Below are 20,997 nucleotides of genomic sequence, written 5' to 3'. Positions count from 1 at the left end.
GCAAGCCGAAAAGCCCTTTGCCGCCTCCCGTCTCGATCATCATCGTTTCGTGGAACGCCCTGCCGCTGCTGCAGCGGTGCCTGCCGTCGGTGGTGGCCACGCGGTACGAGCCGCTGGAGATCATCCTGGCGGACAACGCCTCCACCGACGGCTCGGCGGCGTGGGTGCACCGCACCTTTCCATCGGTGAAGATCGTCCGGCATCCCGAGAACTGGGCCTTCTGCCGGGGCAACAATGCGGCGCTGCCCCACGCTTCGGGCGAGTACGTCGTGCTGCTGAACAACGACGTCGAGGTACCGCCGGACTGGCTGGCCCCGCTCGTGGCCGCGATGGAGGCCGATCCATCGGTAGGCGCGGCGCAGCCGAAGTTGCTCCAGTATGACCGTCGCGACCACTTCGAATACGCCGGGGGGGCCGGGGGTTACCTGGATCGCTTCGGGTATCCCTTCACACGGGGACGGGTCTTCTTCTCTCTGGAAAAAGACGAAGGGCAGTACGACGACGAGCGCGATGTCTTCTGGGCCACCGGCGCCGCCCTCCTGCTGCGCCGCCGGGCCCTCGACGCCGTGGGCCTGCTCGACGAGCGCTTCTTCATGCACATGGAAGAGATCGACCTGTGCTGGCGGCTGTGGCGGCAGGGCTGGCGGGTACGTATCGTGCCCCGCAGCGTCGTCTACCACATCGGCGGCGGCTCGCTGCCCCGGAGCGATACGCGAAAGGCCTACTACAACTTCCGCAACAACCTGCTCCTGCTCTACAAGAACCTCCCGCCACGGGCCTGGCGCCGGATCTTTCCCCGGCGCGCCCTGCTCGACGCGCTGGCCGCCGCCCGGGCCCTGCTCGCCGGCCGCCCCGCCGAGGCCGCCGCCATCGCCCGCGCCTACCGGGACGCCCACCGGATGAAGGACGCCTACCGGGATGCCCGCCCCGAACGGTGCCGCACCGGCCCCTACTACCGCGGCAGCATCGTCCTCGACTACTTCCTCCGGGGGCGCCGGCGCTTCCGCGACCTGCCGCCGGCCTGCTTCTTCCACCCGGACGAAGCCGCCCCGCCGCTCAGGCCACCGCCCGCCCCGCACGAAGGGTAAAGCCGGACGACTCGCCGAGCGACTTCAGGTAGGCGTTTGGATCGTGATAGAGGGCCTCTTCGGGGAACCAGCGGGCCAGCGGTCCCAGATCCTCGTAGACCGGGCGGACGAAAAAGTCGGGCAGGGTCGTCGTCTCTCCCTCGAAATAGCGACGCACCTCCGGATCTTCCAGCCGGCGCTTCATCTGGAGATGGCTGCGGATCTTGTGGTTCCGCTCCGACGAGATGGCCCGGAAGACCTGTTCCAGCGCGGCCAGCCTCCCGGCACCGGCCCGGAAACGCCGCGCGATCGCCTTCCAGGAAAAGGCATAGGCATAGAGGTCGGCGATGTGGCCGTAGAGCTCCGGCCACGCATAGTGCTTCGGCCGAACGTTGAGCGCATGGAGCTGGTTGAGGAAATGGAACGGAACGTTCAGGACCCGCCCGGCCCGCTGGTACGCGAGGTTGGCCGGGGCGTTGCGGCCGTAGGAGGTCAGCAGGGAGAAATGGGGGTAGACGGCCGGTGCCAGGTCGATGAACCGCTTGGTCAGCTCGAACGGCTCGGGACCTTCATCCTGATCGAGGCCGAAGATGAAGTTGCCCTGGGTATAGGGGATGTACGAGGCGATCATGCGCATCTGCTCGGCCACGCGCCGCACCTTCTCCATGCCACGGATGCTTCGCATCTTCGACTTGTCGCCGAGGTCGAACCAGGACTCGATGCCCGGCGCGATGACACGGCAGCCGGCCCGGGCCAGGCGCCGGACGTTCTCTTCCTTCAGGAGCGAGAGCGAACTTTCCACCGCAAAGATGAGGCTACCCGGCGGCACCGCCTCCTCGATGACGCCCAGGTAGTCGTCGAAGCGTACCCCGAAGTTGGGGTCGTGCCAGATCAGCAGGGCCCGGGGGGGCCAGTTCTTCACCAGGAAACGCAGGTCTTCCCGGAGCACGTCGAAGTCGAGAGGCTGGTACGGGACGCCGGCGTCGATGCAGAAGCTGCACGTGTAGGGACAGCCGAGGCTGCCGAGGATGGGGATCGTGCGCAGGAGGGGCGCCTTTGCCATCGTCATCCGGATGTAGGGCCAGCGGCTTCGCACGCCCGGCACGTCGAACGGCTGCCGCGCCGCCGAGAGGTATTGCCCCTCCGGCCGGTACGGGGCGCAATCCTGCAGCACCGCCTCGACGAGCTCACGGTCGGTGAAACCCAGGGCATAGTCGCAATATTTTACGGCGTGTTCCGGGTAGGAGCGGGTGTGCGGCCCGCCGAGGACCGTCACGGCCCCCTGGGCCCGGTACCGGGCGCTCAGCGCGTAGGCGAGCATCGCCGTCTGCGAATAGGCGTTGATGAAGACCAGATCCGGTCGTTCGTGCTCGCGCCCCGTCAGCAGCACCGGGCCGTCGTAATAGGCCATGGCGACGTCGTGCCCCATCTCCGCACACCAGACGGCAATCGCCTGCGGCATGATGCTGGCGTTGTTGGCGCGCATGTAGCGCGAGAAGGCTTTCCGGCTGACCGACTTGCCGAGGATGTCGACGACGCCGACGCGAAGCTTCTTCATGGCGTTCGGGGAGATCGGCTTCAAGAAAAGTTCAAACTGAACTTAACCCCCGTTCTCCTCCGGTGCAAGCCGTCTGGCGGCTCAGATCGTCTCCACGCGCGCCGGACGCCGTCGGATAAGCACCACCGCCACCGAGACGAGCACGACGACCATCCCCGCCAGGGCAATCCCCGTGGGCATCTCGTCGAAGAGCAGGTAAGCCAGCCAGGAGGCGATGACCGGTTCTGTAAGGGCCAGCAACCCGAGCAGGGCCGCCGTGAAGTACCGCAGGGCATAGTTGAACGAGCCGTGCCCGGTGATCTGAGGCAACAGGGCCATCAGCCCGCACAGCACATAGATGATCGGATCGTAGCCCAGCAGGGACACGCCCCGCAGCAGCGCCGTCGCCAGGGTCGTCAGCGCCGCGACGAGGTAGAGCGGAAAGACATAGGCCAGCCAGGACGTCCGGCGCCGGATGACCCGCCCGATGAGCAGGTAGAAACACTGGAAGCAGGCGGCCGCGAGCGCCAGCCCGTTACCGAACAGGGAACCGACGGCCCGCTCGTCCACGCTGTCGCCCCAGGCAATGAGCGCCGTCCCGGTCATGGCCAGCAGGATCGACGCGACGAGCCGGCGCGTGAGGGGCTCCCCCAGCAACCAGTACCCGAACAGCCCGAGCAGCAGCGGCGTGACCGAGAGGATGACCGACGCACTGGCGACGGAGGTGTGATAGAGCGACTCGATCCACGTGACGAAGTGCAACCCCAGCATCACCCCGGCCACGATGATGAGCAACCGCTCCCGGGGGGTAAAAGCCCGTACCTCGGCCCCGATCCGCGGCAGGGCGAAGGGGGCCAGCATCAGCACGGCCAGCCCCGTCCGCCAGACCGCCACGGCCAGCCCCGGCGCCTCGGCGGCAAACCGAACGAGGATCGGGCTGATGGAAAAGCTCATCAGCCCGAAAAACAGCAGGGGATAGACGACGGGCGGCCGTACGGGATGATCCGGCCGTTTTGCATGCATAGTCAGGTACCTCCCCCCACGCTCCGAAGACCCGGCCGGTCAGTCCCGCAGGCGAAACTGCTCCGCCTTTTCGAGCTCCCGGATGTCCCGGTCGATGCCGCGCCGGGCCAGGTAGAAGCCCACGTAGGCGAGCACGGGCAGCCCCAGCGCCAGGATCCCGCCGGCGTCGGTCAGCCGCGGGAGCGCCTGGGCCAGGTAGAATCCCACGAAAAAGACGAGCAGAAACACGACCGCGAGCACCTGCACCCCGACGACGACCCGGCGCTGCAACCGCAACCCGGGCAGCATCCGGTTCGGAAAGCGCCGGTCCTTGTTCAGAAAGATGGCCGCCAGGGCGGCCAGCGCCGTCAGGCTGCCGAGTCCCGTCACGGCCGGCACGTACCAGGACTGCGCGGCCGCGGCGGGCACCTGCCAGGTGGCACGGAGACCGAAAACCAGCACCGCCAGAGCCGCGGCACCGAGCAAAAGATAAAGCGATTGTATACGCTGGATCATGGCAACAGAAACCGTTTCGTCGTCAGCCGGAAACGCGCTGCCGCACCCGATCGGCCACCACCTCGGTGAACTGCGACGTCGTGGCCGATCCGCCGAGGTCGGCCGTCAGGTACCGGCCTTCGCGGAACGTTTCGTACAGCGCATCCCGGACGGCGTCGGCGGCGGCGTGCTCGCCCAGGTGCCGGAGCATCATGACAGCGCTGCGGATCAATGCCGTCGGGTTGGCCCGGTTCTGCCCGGCGATGTCCGGCGCGCTGCCGTGGACGGCCTCGAACACGGCACAGGCGTCCCCGATGTTGGCCCCCGGCACGATCCCGAGCCCGCCGACGAGCCCGGCCGCCAGATCGCTCAGGATGTCCCCGAACAGGTTCGTCGTCACGATGCACTCGTAATCCTGGGGACGCACGACGAGTTGCATGCACATGTTGTCGATGATCCGGTCGTTGAACGTGATCTCCGGATATTCCTGCGCGATCTCCCGGCCGATGTTCAGGAACATACCCGACGTCAGCTTCAGAATGTTCGCCTTGTGCACGAGCGTCACCTTGCGAAAGCCGTGCCGGCGCGCGTATTCGAAGCAGAACCGGATGATGCGTTGCGAACCTTTCCGCGAGATCCGGGCGATGGAGTCGGCGATCTCCAGCCGCTCGTCGTAGTTCTCGATACCCGCATAGAGCCCCTCGGTGTTCTCCCGGAAAATGACCAGGTTCACGTTCTTGAACGGTGTCTCGATGCCGGGCAGGCTTTTGCAGGGCCGCACGTTGGCGTAGAGGTCCAGCTTTTGCCGGAGCTGCACGTTGACGCTCTTGAAGCCTTTCCCCACCGGCGTGGTGACGGGTCCTTTGAGGGCCACGCGGTTCTTGCGGATCGAGTCGAGAACGGGTTCGGGCAGCGGCGTATCGTAGCGCTGCAGGGCGGCCGCGCCGACCTCCTCGAAGCGCTCCCACGCGAAGCGGAGGCCGGTCGCCTCCAGCACCGCCACGGCGGCGTCGGTCACTTCGGGTCCGATGCCGTCACCCGGCAGCAGGGTGATGCGATACGCCATAACGATCAGGGAATGGGCTTGCGGGCCTCGCCGGGCACCGGCGCCTCCGGGCCCGCGTGTCCGGCAAACTTACGGGCCCGGCGTCCATAAAAAAAGCCCTGCCAGGGCAGGGCTTCGGGGTTTTCGGAAATGTTCACACCGTCAGGAGGCCAGCAGCCGCTTCGTGGAATAGTTGATCCGGAGCGTTCCGGCCTCCCGCAGCTCCTGCTGTACGTCCAGCACGGTTCCCATCTCCGACGTCTCGTCGACCCGGAGCGAGACGATCAGCTTGGGCTGCTCGTTGAGCTTGCGCCACATGATGGTGCGGATCGTCGAGATGTCTTCGATGAGGGCATCGTCGATCTGAACGGCCGTCTCGCCGAGGCGGTTGTTGGCCAGTTTCCTGGGGCCGATCCAGATGTACGAGATGAGGCGCTTCTGTTCGATCTTGGTGATCGCTTCGGCCTGCGGCAGGCGCGTTCGCACCTGCACGGTGGTCTCCCGGAGCACGGTGCTGACCATGAAGAAGATCAGCAGCATGAAGATGATGTCCGGCATGGACGCCGTCGGGATCTCCTGGGAGGTCTTGCTTTTCTTTTTGAAGTGTGTGGACATGAGCGCAGTCTACGGCTTGGCGAAGAGGACGAGCGGAGCGGCCGGCGGGCGCCTCAGGCCGGGTCCGGTTCGGCAATCGAGATCTGGGCTTTGATCTTCTCCCGGATCTCGTTGGGGCCGTCTCCGATGGCTTTGACGTAGGCGTCGTAGTTGGGATAGCCGAGCTGGCGTGCTTCGGCGTCCCACATCTCGAAGTAGGCCATCCACACCTCGTCAAGGGCCTCGATGTAGGCGTTGTAAGGGGTGCCGCGCGCCGTCTTGATGGAGACGACGGCCTTGCCCGGGTTCTCCGAGTAATCCGGATCCTGCCCGTAGTTGAGCACGTGCCGCTTGACCTCCTCGCGGATGACGTTCATCGTGGCCGGCTTGTCCTCGATGAGCACCATGCCCTGCTCGTTGACCAGGATCTTGAGCATGTTGCGTTCCCGCACGGGCGGGGGTTCCATGTCCTCTTCCAGCTTGGGCGGCAACACCATCCCGATGCCGGTATCGACGTCGATCGTGGTCGTCACCAGGAAGAAGATCAGCAGCAGGAACGCGATGTCCGCCATCGAGGCGGTCGGGATCTCGGCGCCCCGGCGCTCCTTCTTTTTCAAAAGTCCAGCCATGGTGTTGGGACGTTAGGGTTCCGAAACGGTTCGGTTACAGGCCGATGAACCCGCGCAGGCTCGACAGGAAGAGTGAAAGCAGCGCGAGCAGGAGCATCACCAGGAAGGTGATCACACCGGCCTGGGCCCAGTCGCCCAGCCCCAGGCCGAGCCCGAGCATCAGCAGGCCGGGCAGGGCCACGATGGCAATCGAGACCGGGCTGACCTTCCCGAAGGTCAGGTTACGCAGGCCAAACAGGACGATCAGGAGCAGACCGATACCTGCCAGCAGCAGCACGGCCCAGATCGCATAAGGAACCAGGGTTTCCATCTTCTCTCGGTGCTAAAATCGGGTGATTGGAAAACGCACGACCGGTCGCATCAACCTTCCGTTTTTTCGGCGATCGGGCGGCCGGCCTGCAGCAGCACCAGGGAGTCGATCAGCTCGATGGAGGCCTCTTCCATGTCGACCACGATCCGGTCGATCTTGGACACGGCGTAGTTGTAGAAGAACTGCAGGATGATGGCCGAGATCAGACCGAAGACGGTCGTCAGCAGGGCGATCTTGATACCGCCGGCCACGAGGCTCGGCGAGATGTCGCCGGCCTGCTCGATGGCGTCGAAGGCGGCCACCATGCCGACGACCGTGCCGAGGAAGCCGAACATCGGCGCCAGCGCGATGAAGAGGGAGAGCCAGACGAGGCCGCGCTCCAGGAAGCTCATCTCGATCGAGCCGTACGAGACGACCGCCTTCTCAACGGCCTCGATGCCCTCGTCGTGACGAAGCAGGCCGGCCTGGAAAACCGAGGCGACCGGCCCCCGCGTGTTCGCACAGACCTCCTCGGCAGCCGAAATGCCGCCCTCTTCGAGCGCCTGCTTCACCTTCAGGATGAATTTGCGGGTGTTGATGTCGGCACGGTTGAGCGTGATGATGCGCTCGAAGGCAATGGCCAGGCCGATGATCAGCGCGATGAGAATGGGCCACATGAAGTCGCCCCCCTCATTGAACCGCTGAACCAGCACGTTGACAAACCCATCGTCACCTGCCTCCTGCGGCAGCATGAGAAGCACACTGAAAAGGTTCATGGATGGTTTTCCTCCAGAAAGCGATTGGTTAGGTTCCGAGGATGAGAGGTCGGCTGTGGGGTTGGTGGGGGTCCAACGAGGGGTCAATATACGGCCCCGTCTCCCAACAATGCCAAGACAATGTTGCAGCGCCGCTGCTGTTTGCCGGTATCGAGAACGGATAATATCCATTCTCCGCGGGATTGTCAATGCAGGCGCAGACGCCGGGGCGCCCTGCCTCACCCCCCGTCTATGCCTGGACACACAAACGGCGCCGAAGTTGCTCCCCGGTGAGCCCAACGTGTAGCCGCCCCGGCAACACAAAGGGGCGCGCGAGAAAACCCCGCACGCCCCCGTTGCGTTTTTTCGACGGACAACGGCCTCAGCCGCCCTCCCCGTGATGGAAGCTGAGGTTTTCGGCCGGTGCCCAGAGTTTCATCGCTTCATTCAGGGTGCGGTCGATCCGGTTGATGACCGGATACCAGGCGCTGCGGTCGTAGAGCCGGGTGGCGATCCGTCCCTTCAGCAAGGCCCGCAGTTGTGCCTCGTCCTGCCCGACCTCGTCCCGTGTGAAGTATTGCACCTTGCCGTTTTCCTCGCCCCCGGCCGGCTTCTCATCGACGACCCGGATGCCCTTCTCCCCGGCAAAGCGGTAGAAGGCGGCCAGCATCTCGTCGGTCACCTCGAACGTATTGAGGAAAGCGTCCCGCCGGCCGTCCCAGCGCGCGTGCACGGTTTCGGCGTTCCGGTCGAGCCAGTAGCGCACGAAGTCGTTCTCGACCCCGCCCCGGAGCACGGCCTGCAGGAAGGGCGAGGTGCGCTCGCCTTTGACGATGTAGTCGGGCAGGATGCCACCGCCGGCGAAGACGACGCGCCCGGTGTCGGTGGTGAATTTGAGCGAGTCCGGAATGTGGTTCAGGATCTCTTCGGCGCTCATCGTCTCGAACTCTTTCTGGAGTTCGAGCTTGGTGCGATAGTAGTCCTCCCGGTCGCCGTTGTCGTAGGGGGTTTGAATGAGCCGGCCGGAGGGGGTGTAGTACCGGGCCACGGTTACCCGGAGCGCGCTGCCATCGTCGAGCAGGTACTGTTTCTGGACGAGCCCTTTTCCGAAGGTACGCCGGCCCACGATGAGCGCCCGGTCGTGGTCCTGCAGGGCCCCGGCCACGATCTCGCTGGCCGAGGCGGAATGCTCGTCGACGAGGACGATGACGGGTTTGTCTTCGAAGAGGCCGCCGGGCCGGGCGTAGTAGGCTTCGTTCGTCTCCGGCAGCCGGCCGCGCTGCGAAACGATCAGCTGTCCCTCTTTCAGGAACTCGTCGCTGATGCGGATGGCCATCTCCATGTAGCCGCCGGCGTTTCCGCGGAGGTCGAGCACCAGGCGTTCCATCCCCTGGGCCTTCAGCCGGCGCATGGCCTGCATGAACTCGGCGTAGGTGGTCCGGGCGAAGCGATCCAGTTTGAGGTAGCCTGTCTTCTCGTCGAGCATATAGGCCGAGAGGACGGTGTAGATGGGGATCTTGTCCCGGGTGATGGTCACCTCGAGCGTGTCCGGGTAGCCGGGGCGCAGCACGGTCACCGTCACCCGGGTGCCCCGGGGGCCTTTCAGGTTACGCTGCACGTCCTCGTGCGTGTACCCGATGGCACTGGCCCCATCGACGGCGATGATGCGGTCCCCCGAGAGCAGGCCGGCCTCTTCGCTGGGCCCGCCGGGGATGACGTTCAGCACGGTCAGGGTGTCCTGCCCGTCCGGCCCCGGCACCAGCTCGTACCCGATGCCGATCCCCTCGAACGAGGCATCGAAGTCTTCCGTCACCCGCTTCATCCGCTCGGCGTCGATGTAGACCGAGTGCGGATCCAGCGCTTCGAGCATGCCTTTGATGGCCCGCTCGGCCAGCTCGGCCGAATCGACCTCCTCGACGTAGCGCTGGTTGATCAGGATGAAGGCGTCTTCGAGCTTCTTGAGGGCCCGGGCTGTGTCGTCGTGGAAGATGACGGCGCCGATCTGCACGCCGAGCAGCATACCAACGAGCAGGAGCATCGCCCCGAACGTGTAAAACTTTCTTTGCCGCATGGAAGCCTTTTCTCCTTGATTAGGGTGAAAAAGGAAGGTCACAACCCGAACGACGCCTCGACACGAGGGGATGGCGGATGACGCCGGCTGCCTCGGCATCCGGACGTTGCGTCCGAAAAAGTGGAATACAGTTACGGAAACCCGGCTTTTTGGATCCCCGCATCGGGCTGTGGATCTCCTTTCGGATTCCATCCGGCGGGTTCTCCGGGCAACCCATTGCCTTGACAGGCAATTCCTGTTCCGTGTCGGATTTTCTGCGTACCTTCGCCGCGTGCTTCTCAAACGCCCCATAAAGTTGTACCCCATGACGAACAAAGCCGTAGCCCGCCTTTTTCACGAGACGGCCGCGTTGCTCGAACTGACCGGCGGCAACCCGTTCCGTGCCCGGGCCTACCGGCAGGCCGCACGTGTCCTCGAGCGCCTGGACGAGCCCCTGGCGGAGCGACTGGCCGCACGCGGGCTGACTGACCTGCCGGGTATCGGAGAAGGCCTCGAAGCGCAGGTGCGTGAGATCCTGGCCCGGGGTTCGTTCGAACTGCGCGACACGCTGCGGTCGGCCGTTCCCGCCGGGCTCCTGGAGGTGCTGCAGGTGCAGGGCCTGGGACCGAAGAAGGTGCGGGTGCTCTGGCAACAGCTGGGCATCACCTCGCTCGACGCGCTCGAGCACGCCGCCGAGACGGGCCGGCTGGCCTCGCTGGCGGGCTTCGGCCCCCGTACCCAGGAGACCGTGCTCGAGCAGATCCGGCGGCTCCGGGCCTACGGTGCACGGATGCGGCTGGATGAGGCCAGCGCCCGGCTCGAGGCCATTGCGGAGGCCGCCGGGGCCCTGCCGCACGTCCGCACCGTCGCCGTCGCCGGAGAGGTCCGCCGCGGCCTCGAAACGGTCGGGCAGGCCGATCTGGTCGTGGGCGCCGACAGCGAGGCCGACCTCGCGCCGGTCCTCGACGGGCTCGTAGAAGCGATCGAGCAGCTTCCGGACCGGCCGGCCGGGGAGGTGCTGCTGCACGGCCGCCTCGGCACCGGCGGCGAGGGGCTCCCCTTCCGCGCCCGCATCGTACCGCCGGACCGCTTCGGCACGGCGCTCTGGGAAGCGACCGGCTCCCACGCGCATTGCACGGCCTTCATCGCCCGCTACGGCCCCCCGGCCCCGCAGGCCCGGGAAGAGGAGGTCTATGCCGCCGCCGGCCTTCCCTTCATCCCCCCGGAACTGCGCGAGGGGCGCGGCGAGATCGAGGCTGCCGCAACCGGCACGCTGCCCGAACTGATCACCGTGCGCGACCTCCGGGGCACCCTGCACAACCACTCGACCTACAGCGACGGCACCCACCCGCTGGCCCGGATGGCCGAGGCCGCCTTTGAAATGGGCTATGAGTACTTCGGCATCTGCGACCACAGCCGTTCCCTCAAGGTCGCCCACGGCCTCTCCATCGACGACGTGCGCCGCCAGCATGAGGAGATCGACCGGCTCAACCGGGCCTATGCCGGACGCGCGCGCCCGTTTCGCATCTTCAAGGGCATCGAGTCCGACATCCTCCCCGACGGCGCGCTCGACTATCCGGACGACGTACTCGCCTCCTTCGACCTGGTCGTCGCCAGCATCCATACCGGGCTGAACATGACCCGCGACGAAGCCACCCGCCGGCTCCTCACCGCCATTGAGAACCCGTTCACCACCATCCTGGGCCACCCGACGGGCCGGCTCCTGCTGAGCCGCGAGGGCTATCCCATCGACCATGAGGCCATCCTCGCGGCGTGCGCCCGCCACGGCGTCGCCATCGAGCTGAACGCCAACCCGCGCCGGCTCGACCTCGACTGGCGCTGGGTCCGCACGGCCGTCGAGCGCGGGGTGATGATCGCCATCAACCCGGACGCCCACGCCGTCGAACAGCTGGAACTGGTGCGCTGGGGAGTGGCCGTCGCCCGCAAGGGCTGGCTGACCCCGGCCCACTGCCTGAACGCCCTCCCCCTGGATGCCTTCACGCGCTGGCTGGAGGAACGACGCCGGCAGCGCCGATAACCCCGCCCGCCGCCTCACACGGTTTTCGACCTGCGCCCTCTCCCTGCAACCATCCTGCGCATCCGTGGCTCGCCTGACTGCCGCCCTTGCCCTGCTTCTCGCCGTGCTTGCCGGCGCGGTCCTGCTCGTCTGGTATCTCAGCTTCGAGATCGACGACGACTATCCCGAGGAGGTCGTCGTGAACGGGCTGGCCGGCCCCGTCACCCTCGGCTGGCAGCCGGGTGGCCCGGTGACGATCGAGGCCGGGAACGAGACGGATGCGTTGCGGGCACTGGGCTTCGTCCACGGTCTCCTGCGGCCCTGGCACGTCCTCCACGTCCGGCAGATCGCCCTGGGCCGGCTCGGCACCTGGTTCGGAACCCCGGCCCTCACCCTGGATAGCCTCGCACTCCGGCTGGGGTTGGCCGAGCAAGCCCGCGCGGCCTTTCAGACCCTGCCCGAGGCGGACCGGGAACGCCTGCGGGCCTACACCGAGGGCCTCAACGCTGCCCTGGCGACGGAGACGGCCCGCCTCTCCCGACCGTTCGTGCTGCTCTCCGTCCCCGTCGCCCCGTGGGAGCCCTGGCACCCGCTGGCCCTGGAACGCCTCTATGCCTGGCTGGCCGTCGCCCCGCCGGCACCGGACGTGCTGGCGCACCTCGGCCCGGAAGCCCACGCCTTCTTCCAGTCCGATCGCCGGTTGCGGAGCTGGCTGCAACTGAACGGCTTCGAGCACAGCGTCGCCTGGACTGTCACGGATAGCACGGGCACGCACCTCGTGCAGCGACACGTCTACGGGGCCACGGTCCGGCCGCTGTTCGTCGAGGTCCTCCTGCGCGTGACGGGTGCCCCGCCCCTGCACGGGGCCACGTTGCCGGGCACGCCCTTCTTCCCGGCCGGCCGCACCCCCCGCCACGACTGGGCCCTGCTGCTCCAGGGATCCGCCCACCTCATCCGCATGGCGGTGGACACCACCCGCCTGCCCTACCGCCACGCCCGGCTGCACCACCGGGACGGCACGGAGCGGCTGATCGAGATCGTACGCACCGATGCGTACCTGCCCTTCCTCCGGGACCGCACCCGCGCCTCCGACTCGCTGGCGGTCGACTCGGCCTGGGTCCTCCAGTGGGCCGGCTTCTCCACGGCCACCGACTGGCCTGCCTGGCAGGCCCTCCCACGGGCTTCAAGCCCTCCCGCCCCTCCGTTCCGGCTACTGCAGGGCAACGGGCTGTACGTCGCCCGCGACGGCCGCCCCCACCTCCTCGGCACGCCAGCCGTCAGCCGGACCTACCGCCGCGGGCTCCTCATCGGCGAAAGCCGGTGGGCCGCCTTCCTGCTCCCGCGCCTGGACTCGCTCGCCCTGCGCAGCGCCCCGCCCCCCGCCTGGCTCGACGACCCCTTCAGCGCCTGGGCCGCTTCGCTGGCCCCCCCCCTCGTGGCCGCCGTCGCCCGGGCTCCCGACCTCCCGCCCCTCCTGCAGGATGGCCTCGCCTACCTGCGCAACTGGAACCATGCCTACGACCGGGCCAGCATCGCCGCCTCCATCTTCGACACCTGGGTCCGCACCTTCTACGACCGGACGCACCGCTGGCCGGAACCGGCGGACTCGACCAGCCGGCCCCTGCTGGTCGAGACGCTGGCCGAAGCCCTGGCCACCCTCACCCGCACCCACGGACCCGACCTGAGCCGGTGGCGCTGGGAAACGGTGCAGCCCGACCTTCGCTACGTCCCGCCCTGGACGGATACCACCGCCACCGCGACCATCCCGTACCTTTTTCACCCCGTCCGGCGCCCCGGCACCGGCCACCCGACGACCCCGGCCTGGGGTGCTTCCCCCCTGCTTTCATCGCCGCCCGCCCCGGCCGCCTGGGAAGCCTGGAGCCCCGCCGACCCGGGCGCCCCGCTGCACGTGCGCCGCCTGGACCTGATGCCCCGGCGGTTCCTGGGTCGCTACCTCCTCGGCTCCCGCACCGCCCGGTTCGTTCCCCTGACCCCGTCGCCCGCGGGGCCGAAAACCCGCCTCCGCCCCCCGCCCCCGGCCTGACCGCACCGCAAACGAGCCCCGGCAAAGCCACGCACGACAGGTACCCTCGAAATAACCATGCTCTGTATCGGACTCGACGCGGGCGGCACCAAGACGGCCCTGCTGGCCCGCACCGCAGACGGCACCACCTGGTCTGCCCGGAGCGGCGGGGCCAACCTGCAACGGCTGGGCCCCGAACGCACGGCAAAACGCCTGGCCGGCCTCGTCCTGAAGGCCTGCGCCCGCTTTCCCGAAGCCCGCCCGGCACGTCTCTGCGCCGGCGTGGCCGGGGCCGGGCGGGTCGAAGACCGCCAGCGCCTCCACGAGGCCCTCCTCCCGCTGCTCGCCGCACAGAACTTCGAAACCGTCGAGGTGGTACCGGACGTGTGGATCGCCCATGAGGGCGCCTTCAACGGGGCCGGCGGCGTGCTCGTGCTTGCCGGCACCGGCTCCATCGTCCTGGCCCGGGACCGGCACGGCGGCTTCCACCGGGCGGGCGGATGGGGCTACCTGCTCGGCGACGAGGGCAGCGGCTACGCCATCGGCCTGGCCGGGCTCCGGGCCGTCGCCGGCGCCTTCGACGGCGGCCCGGCAACGACCCTGACGGCCCGCCTCGCCCGGCACCACGGCATCACGTCGCCGGAGCAGCTCATCCGCAGGGTTTACGCAACCCGTCGCCGCGAGGCCTTCCCCCCGCCGTTCTTCGCCCCGGACGTGCTCGCCGCCGCATCCGAAGGCGACCCCGTCGCCGTGGAGATCGTGCACACCCAGGCCGCGGCCCTGGCCCGGCAGGCCGCCGGGCTGATCGAGCGCACCGGCGACGTACCGCCCCGCCTGTCCCTGGCCGGCGGCCTCACCCACGACGCCTACTACCGGAACCGGCTCGCCAAGGCCCTGTGCGAAAAGCTCAAGGGCTGGCACGTCGAACCGCCCCGGCACAGCCCCGTCGAGGGCGCGCTGCGCCGGGCCTGCCCGGATGCCGCCCCCGGGGAACGCTGAAACCGAAACGCGCCCCGTTCAGACCTCGACGAGGCGCGGGCCGGCCTGGAGGATCTCCTCGGTGCAGTTGTCCCGAAACTGCTCGATGTTCCTGTTGAACAGCTCCGCGAGCCGCCGGGCCGTCCGGTCGTAGGCCTCGGGGTCCGCCCAGGTGTTCCGGGGGATCAGGATCTCCGACGGCACGTTCGGGCACGCGGTCGGCACTTCGATACCGAAGACCGGATCCGTCGTGGTCGGGACTTCGGCCAGCGTGCCGTCATGGATGGCGTCGATGATGGCGCGCGTGTAGGCCAGCTTCATCCGGGTGCCGGTGCCGTACGAGCCGCCGGTGAGGCCCGTGTTGAGGAGCCAGACGTTCGTGCCGTGTGCGCGCATCTTCTCGGCCAGCATCTCCGCATACTTCGAGGGGTGCCAGACCAGGAAAGCTGCGCCGAAGCATGCCGAAAAGGTGGCCTGCGGCTCGGTCACCCCCACCTCGGTTCCCGCCACCTTGGCCGTGTACCCGCTGATGAAGTGATACATCGCCTGGGCCGGCGAAAGGCGGCTCACCGGCGGCAGCACCCCGAAGGCGTCGTAAGTCAGGAAAATGATGTTGCGCGGGTGGCCGCCGACGCACGGGATCCGGGCGTTGGGGATGAACTCGATGGGATACGAGGCCCGGGTGTTCTCCGTGATCGTGTCGTCGTCGAAGTCCACGACGCGGGTCTCCGGGTCATAGACGACGTTTTCGAGCACCGTGCCGAAGCGGATGGCCTCCCAGATCTCCGGCTCCTTCTCGGCCGAAAGGCCGATGGCCTTGGCGTAGCAGCCGCCTTCGATGTTGAAGATGCCCTCCTCGGTCCAGCAGTGTTCGTCGTCGCCGATGAGGCGGCGGCGCGGATCCGCCGACAGGGTGGTCTTGCCGGTACCGGAGAGGCCGAAGAACAGCGTCACGTCGCCGCGCTCGCCCTCGTTGGCCGAGCAGTGCATCGAGAGGACCCCCTGCCGGGGCATGATGTAGTGCATGATGGTGAAGATGCCCTTCTTCATCTCCCCGGCGTATTCGGTGCCCAGGATGACGAACTCCCGGTCCTCGAAGCACAGGTCGACGCTCGTCTTCGAGGTCATGTGCGAGGTGTGGCTGTTGGCCGGAAACTCCCCTGCGTTGTAGATCACGTAGTCGGGTTCCCCGAACGTGGCGAGCTCCTCCGGCGTGGGGCGGATGAGCATGTTGTGCATGAAGAGGGCATGGTAGGGCCGGGAGCAGATGATGCGCACCTTGATGCGGTACTTCGGATCCCATCCGGCGAACCCGTCCACGACGTAGAGACGGTCCCGTGTGTTGAGGTAGTCGACGGCCCGCTCCCGGTTGATCTGGAAAGTGTGTTCATCCAGCGGGATGTTGATCTTGCCCCACCAGATGTCCTTCTCGGTGTTCGGATTGCGGACGATGCGCTTGTCCAGCGGGCTGCGACCGGTCTTCTTGCCGGAGCGGGTGATCAGGGCGCCGCTGCTGGCAATGACCGAGCCGCGGTCATGCCGAATGGCTTCTTCGTAGAGACGGGCCGGTGCCGCATTGCGCACCAGATCCCGGACGTGTATTCCGTAGCGTTCGAGGCTGAAGCCCTCCATCGTGTCTTCCTCGCAGTGCTTGTTCCGGCGTGGATACACGGGCCGGCGCAAACCGCCGCCCGTTCGGGTGCAAGGTAAGGAACGACGTTTTTCCGAACCACCCGTTCCAGAAGCGCTTCCAGCCCACGGGCCGGAATTCCGGGGAAGTTTGAGCGGAATTCTCACCTGCTTGACGGGCCTCTTGCGGCACAAGCCCCGTCACGCCGGCTTCCCCGGAACCCGGACCGCCCCGCTACGGCCCGGTGCCGTCACGGCTGCTGCCGGCCGCGGATGAGCGCTTCGACGACTCCCGGATCGGCCAGCGTGGAGGTGTCTCCGAGCTGGTCATACTCATCCGCGGCGATCTTGCGCAGGATGCGCCGCATGATCTTCCCGCTGCGCGTCTTCGGCAGGGCCGGGGCGAACTGGATCTTGTCCGGCCTGGCAATCGGGCTGATCTCCTCGGCAACGAGCTTGACCAGCTCCTCCCGCAGGGCGTCGCTGGGCGTCTCTCCCACATTCAGCGTTACGTAGCAATAGATCCCCTGCCCCTTGATCGGGTGCGGGTAGCCGACCACAGCGGCCTCCGCCACGGCCGGGTGCAGCACGAGGGCGGACTCGATCTCGGCCGTCCCGAGGCGGTGCCCCGAAACGTTGAGCACGTCGTCGACGCGGCCGGTGATCCAGTAGTAGCCGTCCTCGTCCCGGCGGCAGCCGTCGCCGGTGAAGTACTTGCCCGGGAAGGCGGAGAAGTAGGTCTGCACGAAGCGGTCGTGGTCCCCGTAGACGGTGCGGGCCTGCCCGGGCCAGGCCTCTTTGATGACCAGGATGCCGGCGGCCGGGCCGTCGAGCACCCGCCCGTTCTCGTCGACGATTTCGGGCTGGATGCCAAAGAAGGGGCGCGTGGCGGAACCGGGTTTCTGGGGGATGGCTCCGGGCAACGGGGTGATCATGATACCGCCGGTTTCGGTCTGCCACCAGGTGTCGACGATGGGGCAGCGCCCGTCGCCGACGACCTCGTGGTACCAGCGCCACGCTTCGGGGTTGATGGGCTCACCGACGGTACCCAGCAACCGGAGCGAGGAACGGTCGGCCCGCCGGACGTAGTCGTCTCCCTGCGCCATGAGGGCCCGGATGGCCGTGGGAGCCGTGTAGAACTGGTTGACCCGGTGCCGTTCGACGACCTGCCAGAAACGGCCGGGGTCCGGATAGGTGGGCACCCCTTCGAAGAAGACCTGCGTGGCGCCGTTGGCCAGCGGTCCGTAGACGATGTACGAATGGCCCGTGATCCAGCCGACGTCGGCCGTGCACCAGTAGACGTCGCCGTCGTGGTAGTCGAAGACGTACTGATGCGTCAGCGAGGCATAGAGCAGATAGCCGCCGGTGGTGTGGAGCACCCCTTTGGGCTTGCCGGTGGAACCGCTCGTGTAGAGGATGAAGAGCGGGTCTTCGGCCTCCATCGGCACGGCCGGGCACGTGGCCGCGACCTGCTCGCGGGCCTCGTGGTACCATACGTCGCGCCCCTCGACCCAGTCGATGTCGCCACCGGTGCGCCGCACCACGATCACGTTCTCGACGCCCGGGCAGCGACGCAGGGCACGGTCGACGTTTTGCTTGAGCGGCACCCGGCGCCCGCCCCGCATCCCCTCGTCGGCCGTGATGACCAGGCGCGAATCCCCGTCGAGGATGCGGTCCGCCAGCGCCTCGGGCGAGAAGCCGGCGAAGACGACGGAGTGGATGGCGCCGATCCGGGCACAGGCGAGCATGGCACAGGCCACCTCGGGGATCATCGGCAGGTAGATCGTCACCCGGTCGCCGCGCTCGACGCCCTGTGCCCGGAGCACGTTGGCAAAGCGACACACCTCCTCGTAGAGCTCGCGATAGGTGATGTGCCGGGCGGGCTCCTCCGGGTCGTCCGGTTCGAAGATGAGGGCCGTCTGATCCCCCCGGCGTTCCAGGTGCCGGTCCAGGCAGTTGTAGGCCGCATTCAGCCGCCCGCCGTCGAACCAGCGGATGTGCACGTCCCCCGGCCCGTAGGAAGCGTCGCGGACGGTGTGGAAGGGATGAAACCAGAACAGCCGCCGGGCCTGCTCGCGCCAGAACCCCTCGGGATCCTCGATGGACCGGCGGTACATCCGTTCATATTCTTCCATCGAGGCGATGTGTGCACGGGCTTTGAAGGCGGGAGGCGCTTCGTACAGGGCTTCGGAAGATCGAACGTGGTCTGCCATGGGTACGGAAGGTTTTAGGGTGAGGCGAGCGGGACGTACGAAGCGGGACGAGACGGCGCTTCCACGGCATGACGTTCGTCCCGTGGAAGCGGTACGGATTCTGAGAATACTACTTCTACACCGTTTTTTCCAATCCGATTTTGCACGTCTCGATTTTACCCGGGTTTACCCCCGTCGATACCTACCGGCAGACGAGTGTAGTCTATCCGGTGCCGTCAAACCGCAGGTGCATGAACGAGGCACACCGGGTATGTCCATGTGAGATGAGTTCAACCAGGCAGCGAGGGAACCGTGAAAGTGGCATTGCTCATCCTGGCGCTCGTTACGGTGCCTGTCCTCTGGTCGACGAACCCGAGCAGCACGGACTTTTCGGCCTACGTGGTGGAAAAGATGGTGACGCGCGAGCGCGAGCAGGCGCCCGTCCTGCTCTTCGGGCGCACCCCCGAACCGTCGTACCCTGTCGAGACCGGGATCCGCCCCGAACGGCAGGACTACTACCTTTTCAGCGTCTACACCTACCAGAACACCGCGGGGGACACGATCCGCTACCTCGGCGTGGCGCAGCGCTTCATCAGGATCAACTAGATGCGGGTCTGGATGATGACGACCCCGGTGGAACCCCGGCGGCCGTAGCCGCTGCCGTCCGGCACGATCCACATCCGTGCCACGTCGCGCGGGTTGAGCCCGGCCGGGCTGTCGGTGTACATGCCGTCGATGACCCAGAGCGGCCCGCGCTGGCTGCCGCGGATGCGCACGGTGCGGCCGTCGACGAAGACGCCCGGCTCGCCGATGAGCAGCTCCTCGACGATGGCGATCTGGCGTTGCGCCAGCTTCCGCTCGACGTCGACCTCGCGCGCGCTGGCCGGCACCACCACCTGACGCTCTGCCGGCTTCCAGGGACCGCTGCACCCGGCCAGCAGGATCAACCCGCAGACCGGCACCAGCCACCGGATCAGGTTGGACGTTCCTTTCATGGCTTTCTCCGTTTGCGGGTGCCCCCGGCGGGGTGCCGGAAAGGCCCTCCCTACCTGATACGGCCGAGCCGGCGGCGTGTTTTCCGGCCCGGAAACCGGCTGCTCACCTCCCCTCCTCGCCGGACGCCGGCACGTACAGGTGCAGGCCCACCTCGGCGATCAACGGATGCGCCAGCACCTCGTCGAGGACCAGGCGCACCCGTGACGTCGTCACCGTCTCGATACGATCCAGCTTCTTGTGCCCGATGGTCGTTCCCCGGCTGATCGTCTTCCAGCCCCCGTCGAGCCATGCCTCGACGTGGTAGGCCGCCACGCGTTGTCCCAGCGCGATGGGTTCCTGCAGGCGGATGACATTGAACGACCGCGGCGCGTCGAAGTGCAGTTCCAGGGCGGCCACCGTCACCGTGTCATCCGTCGCCCAGTACGTGTCGAGGTCGCCGTCGAGCACCCGGTCGGGGCCGTATTCGGGTGCGCCGCCGCGCACATTGCCGGCCCGGGCCGATGCCCCCGCGGCCAGGTCGGTGCCATAGAGGCGATCCAGGGATGCCCTGAACGCGCGCAGGCGGGCCACGTCGGCCGGGTCGAGCCGCCCTTCGTCGTCGGGAGGCACGTTCAGGAGCAGCACACAGTTGCGCCCGACCGATTTGAAATAGATCTCCATCAACTGTTCGAGCGACTTGGGCGCCTCGCGGCCGGTACCGTCGGCATCGGGACGCCAGAACCAGCCGGGCCGGATCGACACGTCACACTCGCCGGGCACCCAGTCCGGGCCGCCCGGTTCACCCGTGTTCAGGTAGTCGGAGATGCCGTGTTGCCCGACTCCCACTTTCGTCCGGTCGATGGTGGACCAGTTCGTCTCCCCGGCGAAACCGTGTTCGTTGCCGATCCAGCGCACGTCCGGCCCTTCGTCCGAGAAGATGACGGCCTCCGGCTGCAGCTGGCGCACCGTCGCCCAGTAGGCCTCGAAGTCGTAGTCCATGTCCCGGGCGTCTTCCCCCTTGGCCCCGTCGAACCAGACTTCGGCCAGCGGGCCGTACCGGGTGAGCAGTTCCCGAAGCTGGCCCAGGTAGAAGGCGTTGTAGGCCGCCTCGTCGCCGTAGGTGGGCTCGTGCCGGTCCCAGGGGGAGAGATAGAGGCCCATCTTCAGGCCTTCGGCCCGGACCGCCTCGGCCAGTTCCTGCACGACGTCCCCGCGGCCGCCGCGCCACGGGCTGCGGGCCACCGAGTGGTCCGTATACCGGCTGGGCCACAGGGCAAAGCCGTCATGGTGCTTGGCCGTGAGGATGAGGGCCCTGAAGCCGGTCTCGCGGGCCACGCGGGCCCATTGCCCGGCGTCGAGCCGTGCCGGGTTGAACAGGGCCGGATCTTCCGCCCCGGTGCCCCATTCCCGGCCGGTGAACGTGTTGATGCCGAAGTGCAGGAACATCCGCATCTCGTCCCGCTGCCAGGTGAGCTGGCGGGCCGTCGGGATGGGCAGGAGCGGCCGGGGAGGCGGCACCGCACCGGCCGCCGGCTGCGCGGGGCGAAGCGTTCCCTCCGGAGGCGGGACCTCGAAGGCGTCCGCGCCCGGATCCGGCCGCACCGACAGGATCACGGCCGCCAGCAGTACCAGCGCCGGCCCCTGCCAGGGAACCACCGCCTGCCATAACCACCGTTTTTTCATGGTTTGCTCGGGCTTCAGCCTCTCTTTTCAGGGGGAG

19 protein-coding genes are annotated in these 20,997 nt (G+C 67.4%); 5 read left to right on the top strand and 14 right to left on the bottom strand.

What is annotated here, in order from left to right; all coding sequences use genetic code 11:
- Positions 1 to 17: 17 nt before the first annotated feature.
- Positions 18 to 1,088 carry a glycosyltransferase family 2 protein gene (locus GQ464_RS18245; RefSeq protein ID WP_166977789.1) on the top strand — a complete coding sequence of 357 codons (1,071 nt, stop codon included), beginning with the start codon at positions 18 to 20 and terminating at the stop codon, positions 1,086 to 1,088.
- On the opposite strand, the gene GQ464_RS18240 is transcribed toward GQ464_RS18245, so the two are convergent.
- The 10 genes from GQ464_RS18240 to GQ464_RS18200 all read right to left on the bottom strand — a co-directional run bounded on the left by GQ464_RS18240 (position 1,057) and on the right by GQ464_RS18200 (position 9,484).
- Positions 1,057 to 2,625, bottom strand: coding sequence for a B12-binding domain-containing radical SAM protein (locus GQ464_RS18240; protein WP_166977787.1), 1,569 nt, complete (start codon positions 2,623 to 2,625; stop codon positions 1,057 to 1,059). The genes GQ464_RS18245 and GQ464_RS18240 overlap by 32 nt on opposite strands.
- 81 nt (positions 2,626 to 2,706) lie before the next feature.
- Positions 2,707 to 3,627: a DMT family transporter gene (locus GQ464_RS18235; protein ID WP_166977785.1), complete on the bottom strand. Its 921-nt coding sequence runs from the start codon at positions 3,625 to 3,627 to the stop codon at positions 2,707 to 2,709.
- Between the two features lie 39 nt (positions 3,628 to 3,666).
- Positions 3,667 to 4,122, bottom strand: coding sequence for a DUF4293 family protein (locus GQ464_RS18230; protein ID WP_166977783.1), 456 nt, complete (start codon positions 4,120 to 4,122; stop codon positions 3,667 to 3,669).
- A gap of 22 nt (positions 4,123 to 4,144) precedes the next feature.
- Positions 4,145 to 5,167 (bottom strand): isocitrate/isopropylmalate dehydrogenase family protein, encoded by a 1,023-nt coding sequence (locus GQ464_RS18225; protein ID WP_166977781.1) that lies wholly within the window; start codon positions 5,165 to 5,167, stop codon positions 4,145 to 4,147.
- Positions 5,168 to 5,172: 5 nt separating this feature from the next.
- Positions 5,173 to 5,304, bottom strand: a complete 132-nt coding sequence (locus GQ464_RS18790; protein WP_262899679.1) for a hypothetical protein — start codon at positions 5,302 to 5,304, stop codon at positions 5,173 to 5,175.
- A gap of 4 nt (positions 5,305 to 5,308) precedes the next feature.
- Positions 5,309 to 5,761, bottom strand: a complete 453-nt coding sequence (locus GQ464_RS18220; RefSeq protein WP_166977779.1) for an ExbD/TolR family protein — start codon at positions 5,759 to 5,761, stop codon at positions 5,309 to 5,311.
- A 53-nt stretch (positions 5,762 to 5,814) separates the two neighbouring features.
- A complete protein-coding gene (locus GQ464_RS18215; RefSeq protein ID WP_166977777.1) occupies positions 5,815 to 6,369 on the bottom strand; it encodes an ExbD/TolR family protein in 555 nt (184 codons plus the stop codon).
- A 34-nt stretch (positions 6,370 to 6,403) separates the two neighbouring features.
- The gene (locus GQ464_RS18210) at positions 6,404 to 6,679 is read right to left on the bottom strand and encodes a hypothetical protein (protein WP_166977775.1); all 276 of its coding nucleotides are present in this window, start codon (positions 6,677 to 6,679) and stop codon (positions 6,404 to 6,406) included.
- A 50-nt stretch (positions 6,680 to 6,729) separates the two neighbouring features.
- Positions 6,730 to 7,434, bottom strand: a complete 705-nt coding sequence (locus GQ464_RS18205) for a MotA/TolQ/ExbB proton channel family protein (protein ID WP_166977773.1) — start codon at positions 7,432 to 7,434, stop codon at positions 6,730 to 6,732.
- 361 nt (positions 7,435 to 7,795) lie between these two features.
- On the bottom strand, positions 7,796 to 9,484 hold the full coding sequence (locus GQ464_RS18200; RefSeq protein ID WP_166977771.1) for a S41 family peptidase: 1,689 nt from the start codon (positions 9,482 to 9,484) through the stop codon (positions 7,796 to 7,798).
- A 304-nt stretch (positions 9,485 to 9,788) separates the two neighbouring features.
- Here GQ464_RS18200 and polX point away from each other — a divergent pair, with 304 nt between their 5' ends.
- From polX to GQ464_RS18185, 3 genes are all read left to right on the top strand, one after another.
- Positions 9,789 to 11,501: a DNA polymerase/3'-5' exonuclease PolX gene (polX, locus tag GQ464_RS18195; protein ID WP_166977769.1), complete on the top strand. Its 1,713-nt coding sequence runs from the start codon at positions 9,789 to 9,791 to the stop codon at positions 11,499 to 11,501.
- 64 nt (positions 11,502 to 11,565) lie between these two features.
- Complete coding sequence (locus GQ464_RS18190) at positions 11,566 to 13,524, top strand: penicillin acylase family protein (RefSeq protein WP_166977767.1); 1,959 nt, start codon at positions 11,566 to 11,568, stop codon at positions 13,522 to 13,524.
- Between the two features lie 57 nt (positions 13,525 to 13,581).
- Positions 13,582 to 14,502, top strand: a complete 921-nt coding sequence (locus GQ464_RS18185) for an N-acetylglucosamine kinase (protein ID WP_166977765.1) — start codon at positions 13,582 to 13,584, stop codon at positions 14,500 to 14,502.
- A gap of 18 nt (positions 14,503 to 14,520) precedes the next feature.
- Here GQ464_RS18185 and pckA read toward each other — a convergent pair whose 3' ends face one another.
- Positions 14,521 to 16,113: a phosphoenolpyruvate carboxykinase (ATP) gene (gene pckA / locus GQ464_RS18180; protein ID WP_166977829.1), complete on the bottom strand. Its 1,593-nt coding sequence runs from the start codon at positions 16,111 to 16,113 to the stop codon at positions 14,521 to 14,523.
- A 248-nt stretch (positions 16,114 to 16,361) separates the two neighbouring features.
- Complete coding sequence (gene acs, locus GQ464_RS18175) at positions 16,362 to 18,323, bottom strand: acetate--CoA ligase (protein WP_166977763.1); 1,962 nt, start codon at positions 18,321 to 18,323, stop codon at positions 16,362 to 16,364.
- Between the two features lie 291 nt (positions 18,324 to 18,614).
- Between acs and GQ464_RS18170 the strand changes: the two genes are divergently transcribed.
- A complete protein-coding gene (locus GQ464_RS18170; protein ID WP_228350436.1) occupies positions 18,615 to 18,908 on the top strand; it encodes a DUF4359 domain-containing protein in 294 nt (97 codons plus the stop codon).
- Here GQ464_RS18170 and GQ464_RS18165 read toward each other — a convergent pair.
- Positions 18,905 to 19,297 (bottom strand): hypothetical protein, encoded by a 393-nt coding sequence (locus GQ464_RS18165; RefSeq protein WP_166977759.1) that lies wholly within the window; start codon positions 19,295 to 19,297, stop codon positions 18,905 to 18,907. The two genes, GQ464_RS18170 and GQ464_RS18165, sit on opposite strands and share 4 nt — an antisense overlap.
- 103 nt (positions 19,298 to 19,400) lie before the next feature.
- A complete protein-coding gene (locus tag GQ464_RS18160; RefSeq protein ID WP_228350435.1) occupies positions 19,401 to 20,960 on the bottom strand; it encodes an alpha-L-fucosidase in 1,560 nt (519 codons plus the stop codon).
- Positions 20,961 to 20,997: the final 37 nt, after the last annotated feature.

Source organism: Rhodocaloribacter litoris (assembly GCF_011682235.2).
Classification (GTDB): Bacteria; Bacteroidota; Rhodothermia; order Rhodothermales; family ISCAR-4553; genus Rhodocaloribacter; species Rhodocaloribacter litoris.
The sequence above is the reverse complement of the archived record's forward strand: the minus strand, read 5'-3'. Positions and strand labels throughout refer to the sequence as shown.

What these genes read in the sequence shown, in the direction of transcription:
- GQ464_RS18230 (WP_166977783.1), bottom strand. Translation starts at nt 4,122, where the DNA reads ATGATCCAGCGTATACAATCGCTTTATCTTTTGCTCGGTGCCGCGGCT.
- polX (WP_166977769.1), top strand. Translation starts at nt 9,789, where the DNA reads ATGACGAACAAAGCCGTAGCCCGCCTTTTTCACGAGACGGCCGCGTTG.
- GQ464_RS18210 (WP_166977775.1), bottom strand. Translation starts at nt 6,679, where the DNA reads ATGGAAACCCTGGTTCCTTATGCGATCTGGGCCGTGCTGCTGCTGGCA.
- GQ464_RS18215 (WP_166977777.1), bottom strand. Translation starts at nt 6,369, where the DNA reads ATGGCTGGACTTTTGAAAAAGAAGGAGCGCCGGGGCGCCGAGATCCCG.
- GQ464_RS18165 (WP_166977759.1), bottom strand. Translation starts at nt 19,297, where the DNA reads ATGAAAGGAACGTCCAACCTGATCCGGTGGCTGGTGCCGGTCTGCGGG.
- GQ464_RS18160 (WP_228350435.1), bottom strand. Translation starts at nt 20,960, where the DNA reads ATGAAAAAACGGTGGTTATGGCAGGCGGTGGTTCCCTGGCAGGGGCCG.
- GQ464_RS18235 (WP_166977785.1), bottom strand. Translation starts at nt 3,627, where the DNA reads ATGCATGCAAAACGGCCGGATCATCCCGTACGGCCGCCCGTCGTCTAT.
- GQ464_RS18220 (WP_166977779.1), bottom strand. Translation starts at nt 5,761, where the DNA reads ATGTCCACACACTTCAAAAAGAAAAGCAAGACCTCCCAGGAGATCCCG.
- acs (WP_166977763.1), bottom strand. Translation starts at nt 18,323, where the DNA reads ATGGCAGACCACGTTCGATCTTCCGAAGCCCTGTACGAAGCGCCTCCC.
- GQ464_RS18185 (WP_166977765.1), top strand. Translation starts at nt 13,582, where the DNA reads ATGCTCTGTATCGGACTCGACGCGGGCGGCACCAAGACGGCCCTGCTG.
- GQ464_RS18240 (WP_166977787.1), bottom strand. Translation starts at nt 2,625, where the DNA reads ATGAAGAAGCTTCGCGTCGGCGTCGTCGACATCCTCGGCAAGTCGGTC.
- GQ464_RS18225 (WP_166977781.1), bottom strand. Translation starts at nt 5,167, where the DNA reads ATGGCGTATCGCATCACCCTGCTGCCGGGTGACGGCATCGGACCCGAA.
- GQ464_RS18200 (WP_166977771.1), bottom strand. Translation starts at nt 9,484, where the DNA reads ATGCGGCAAAGAAAGTTTTACACGTTCGGGGCGATGCTCCTGCTCGTT.
- pckA (WP_166977829.1), bottom strand. Translation starts at nt 16,113, where the DNA reads ATGGAGGGCTTCAGCCTCGAACGCTACGGAATACACGTCCGGGATCTG.
- GQ464_RS18205 (WP_166977773.1), bottom strand. Translation starts at nt 7,434, where the DNA reads ATGAACCTTTTCAGTGTGCTTCTCATGCTGCCGCAGGAGGCAGGTGAC.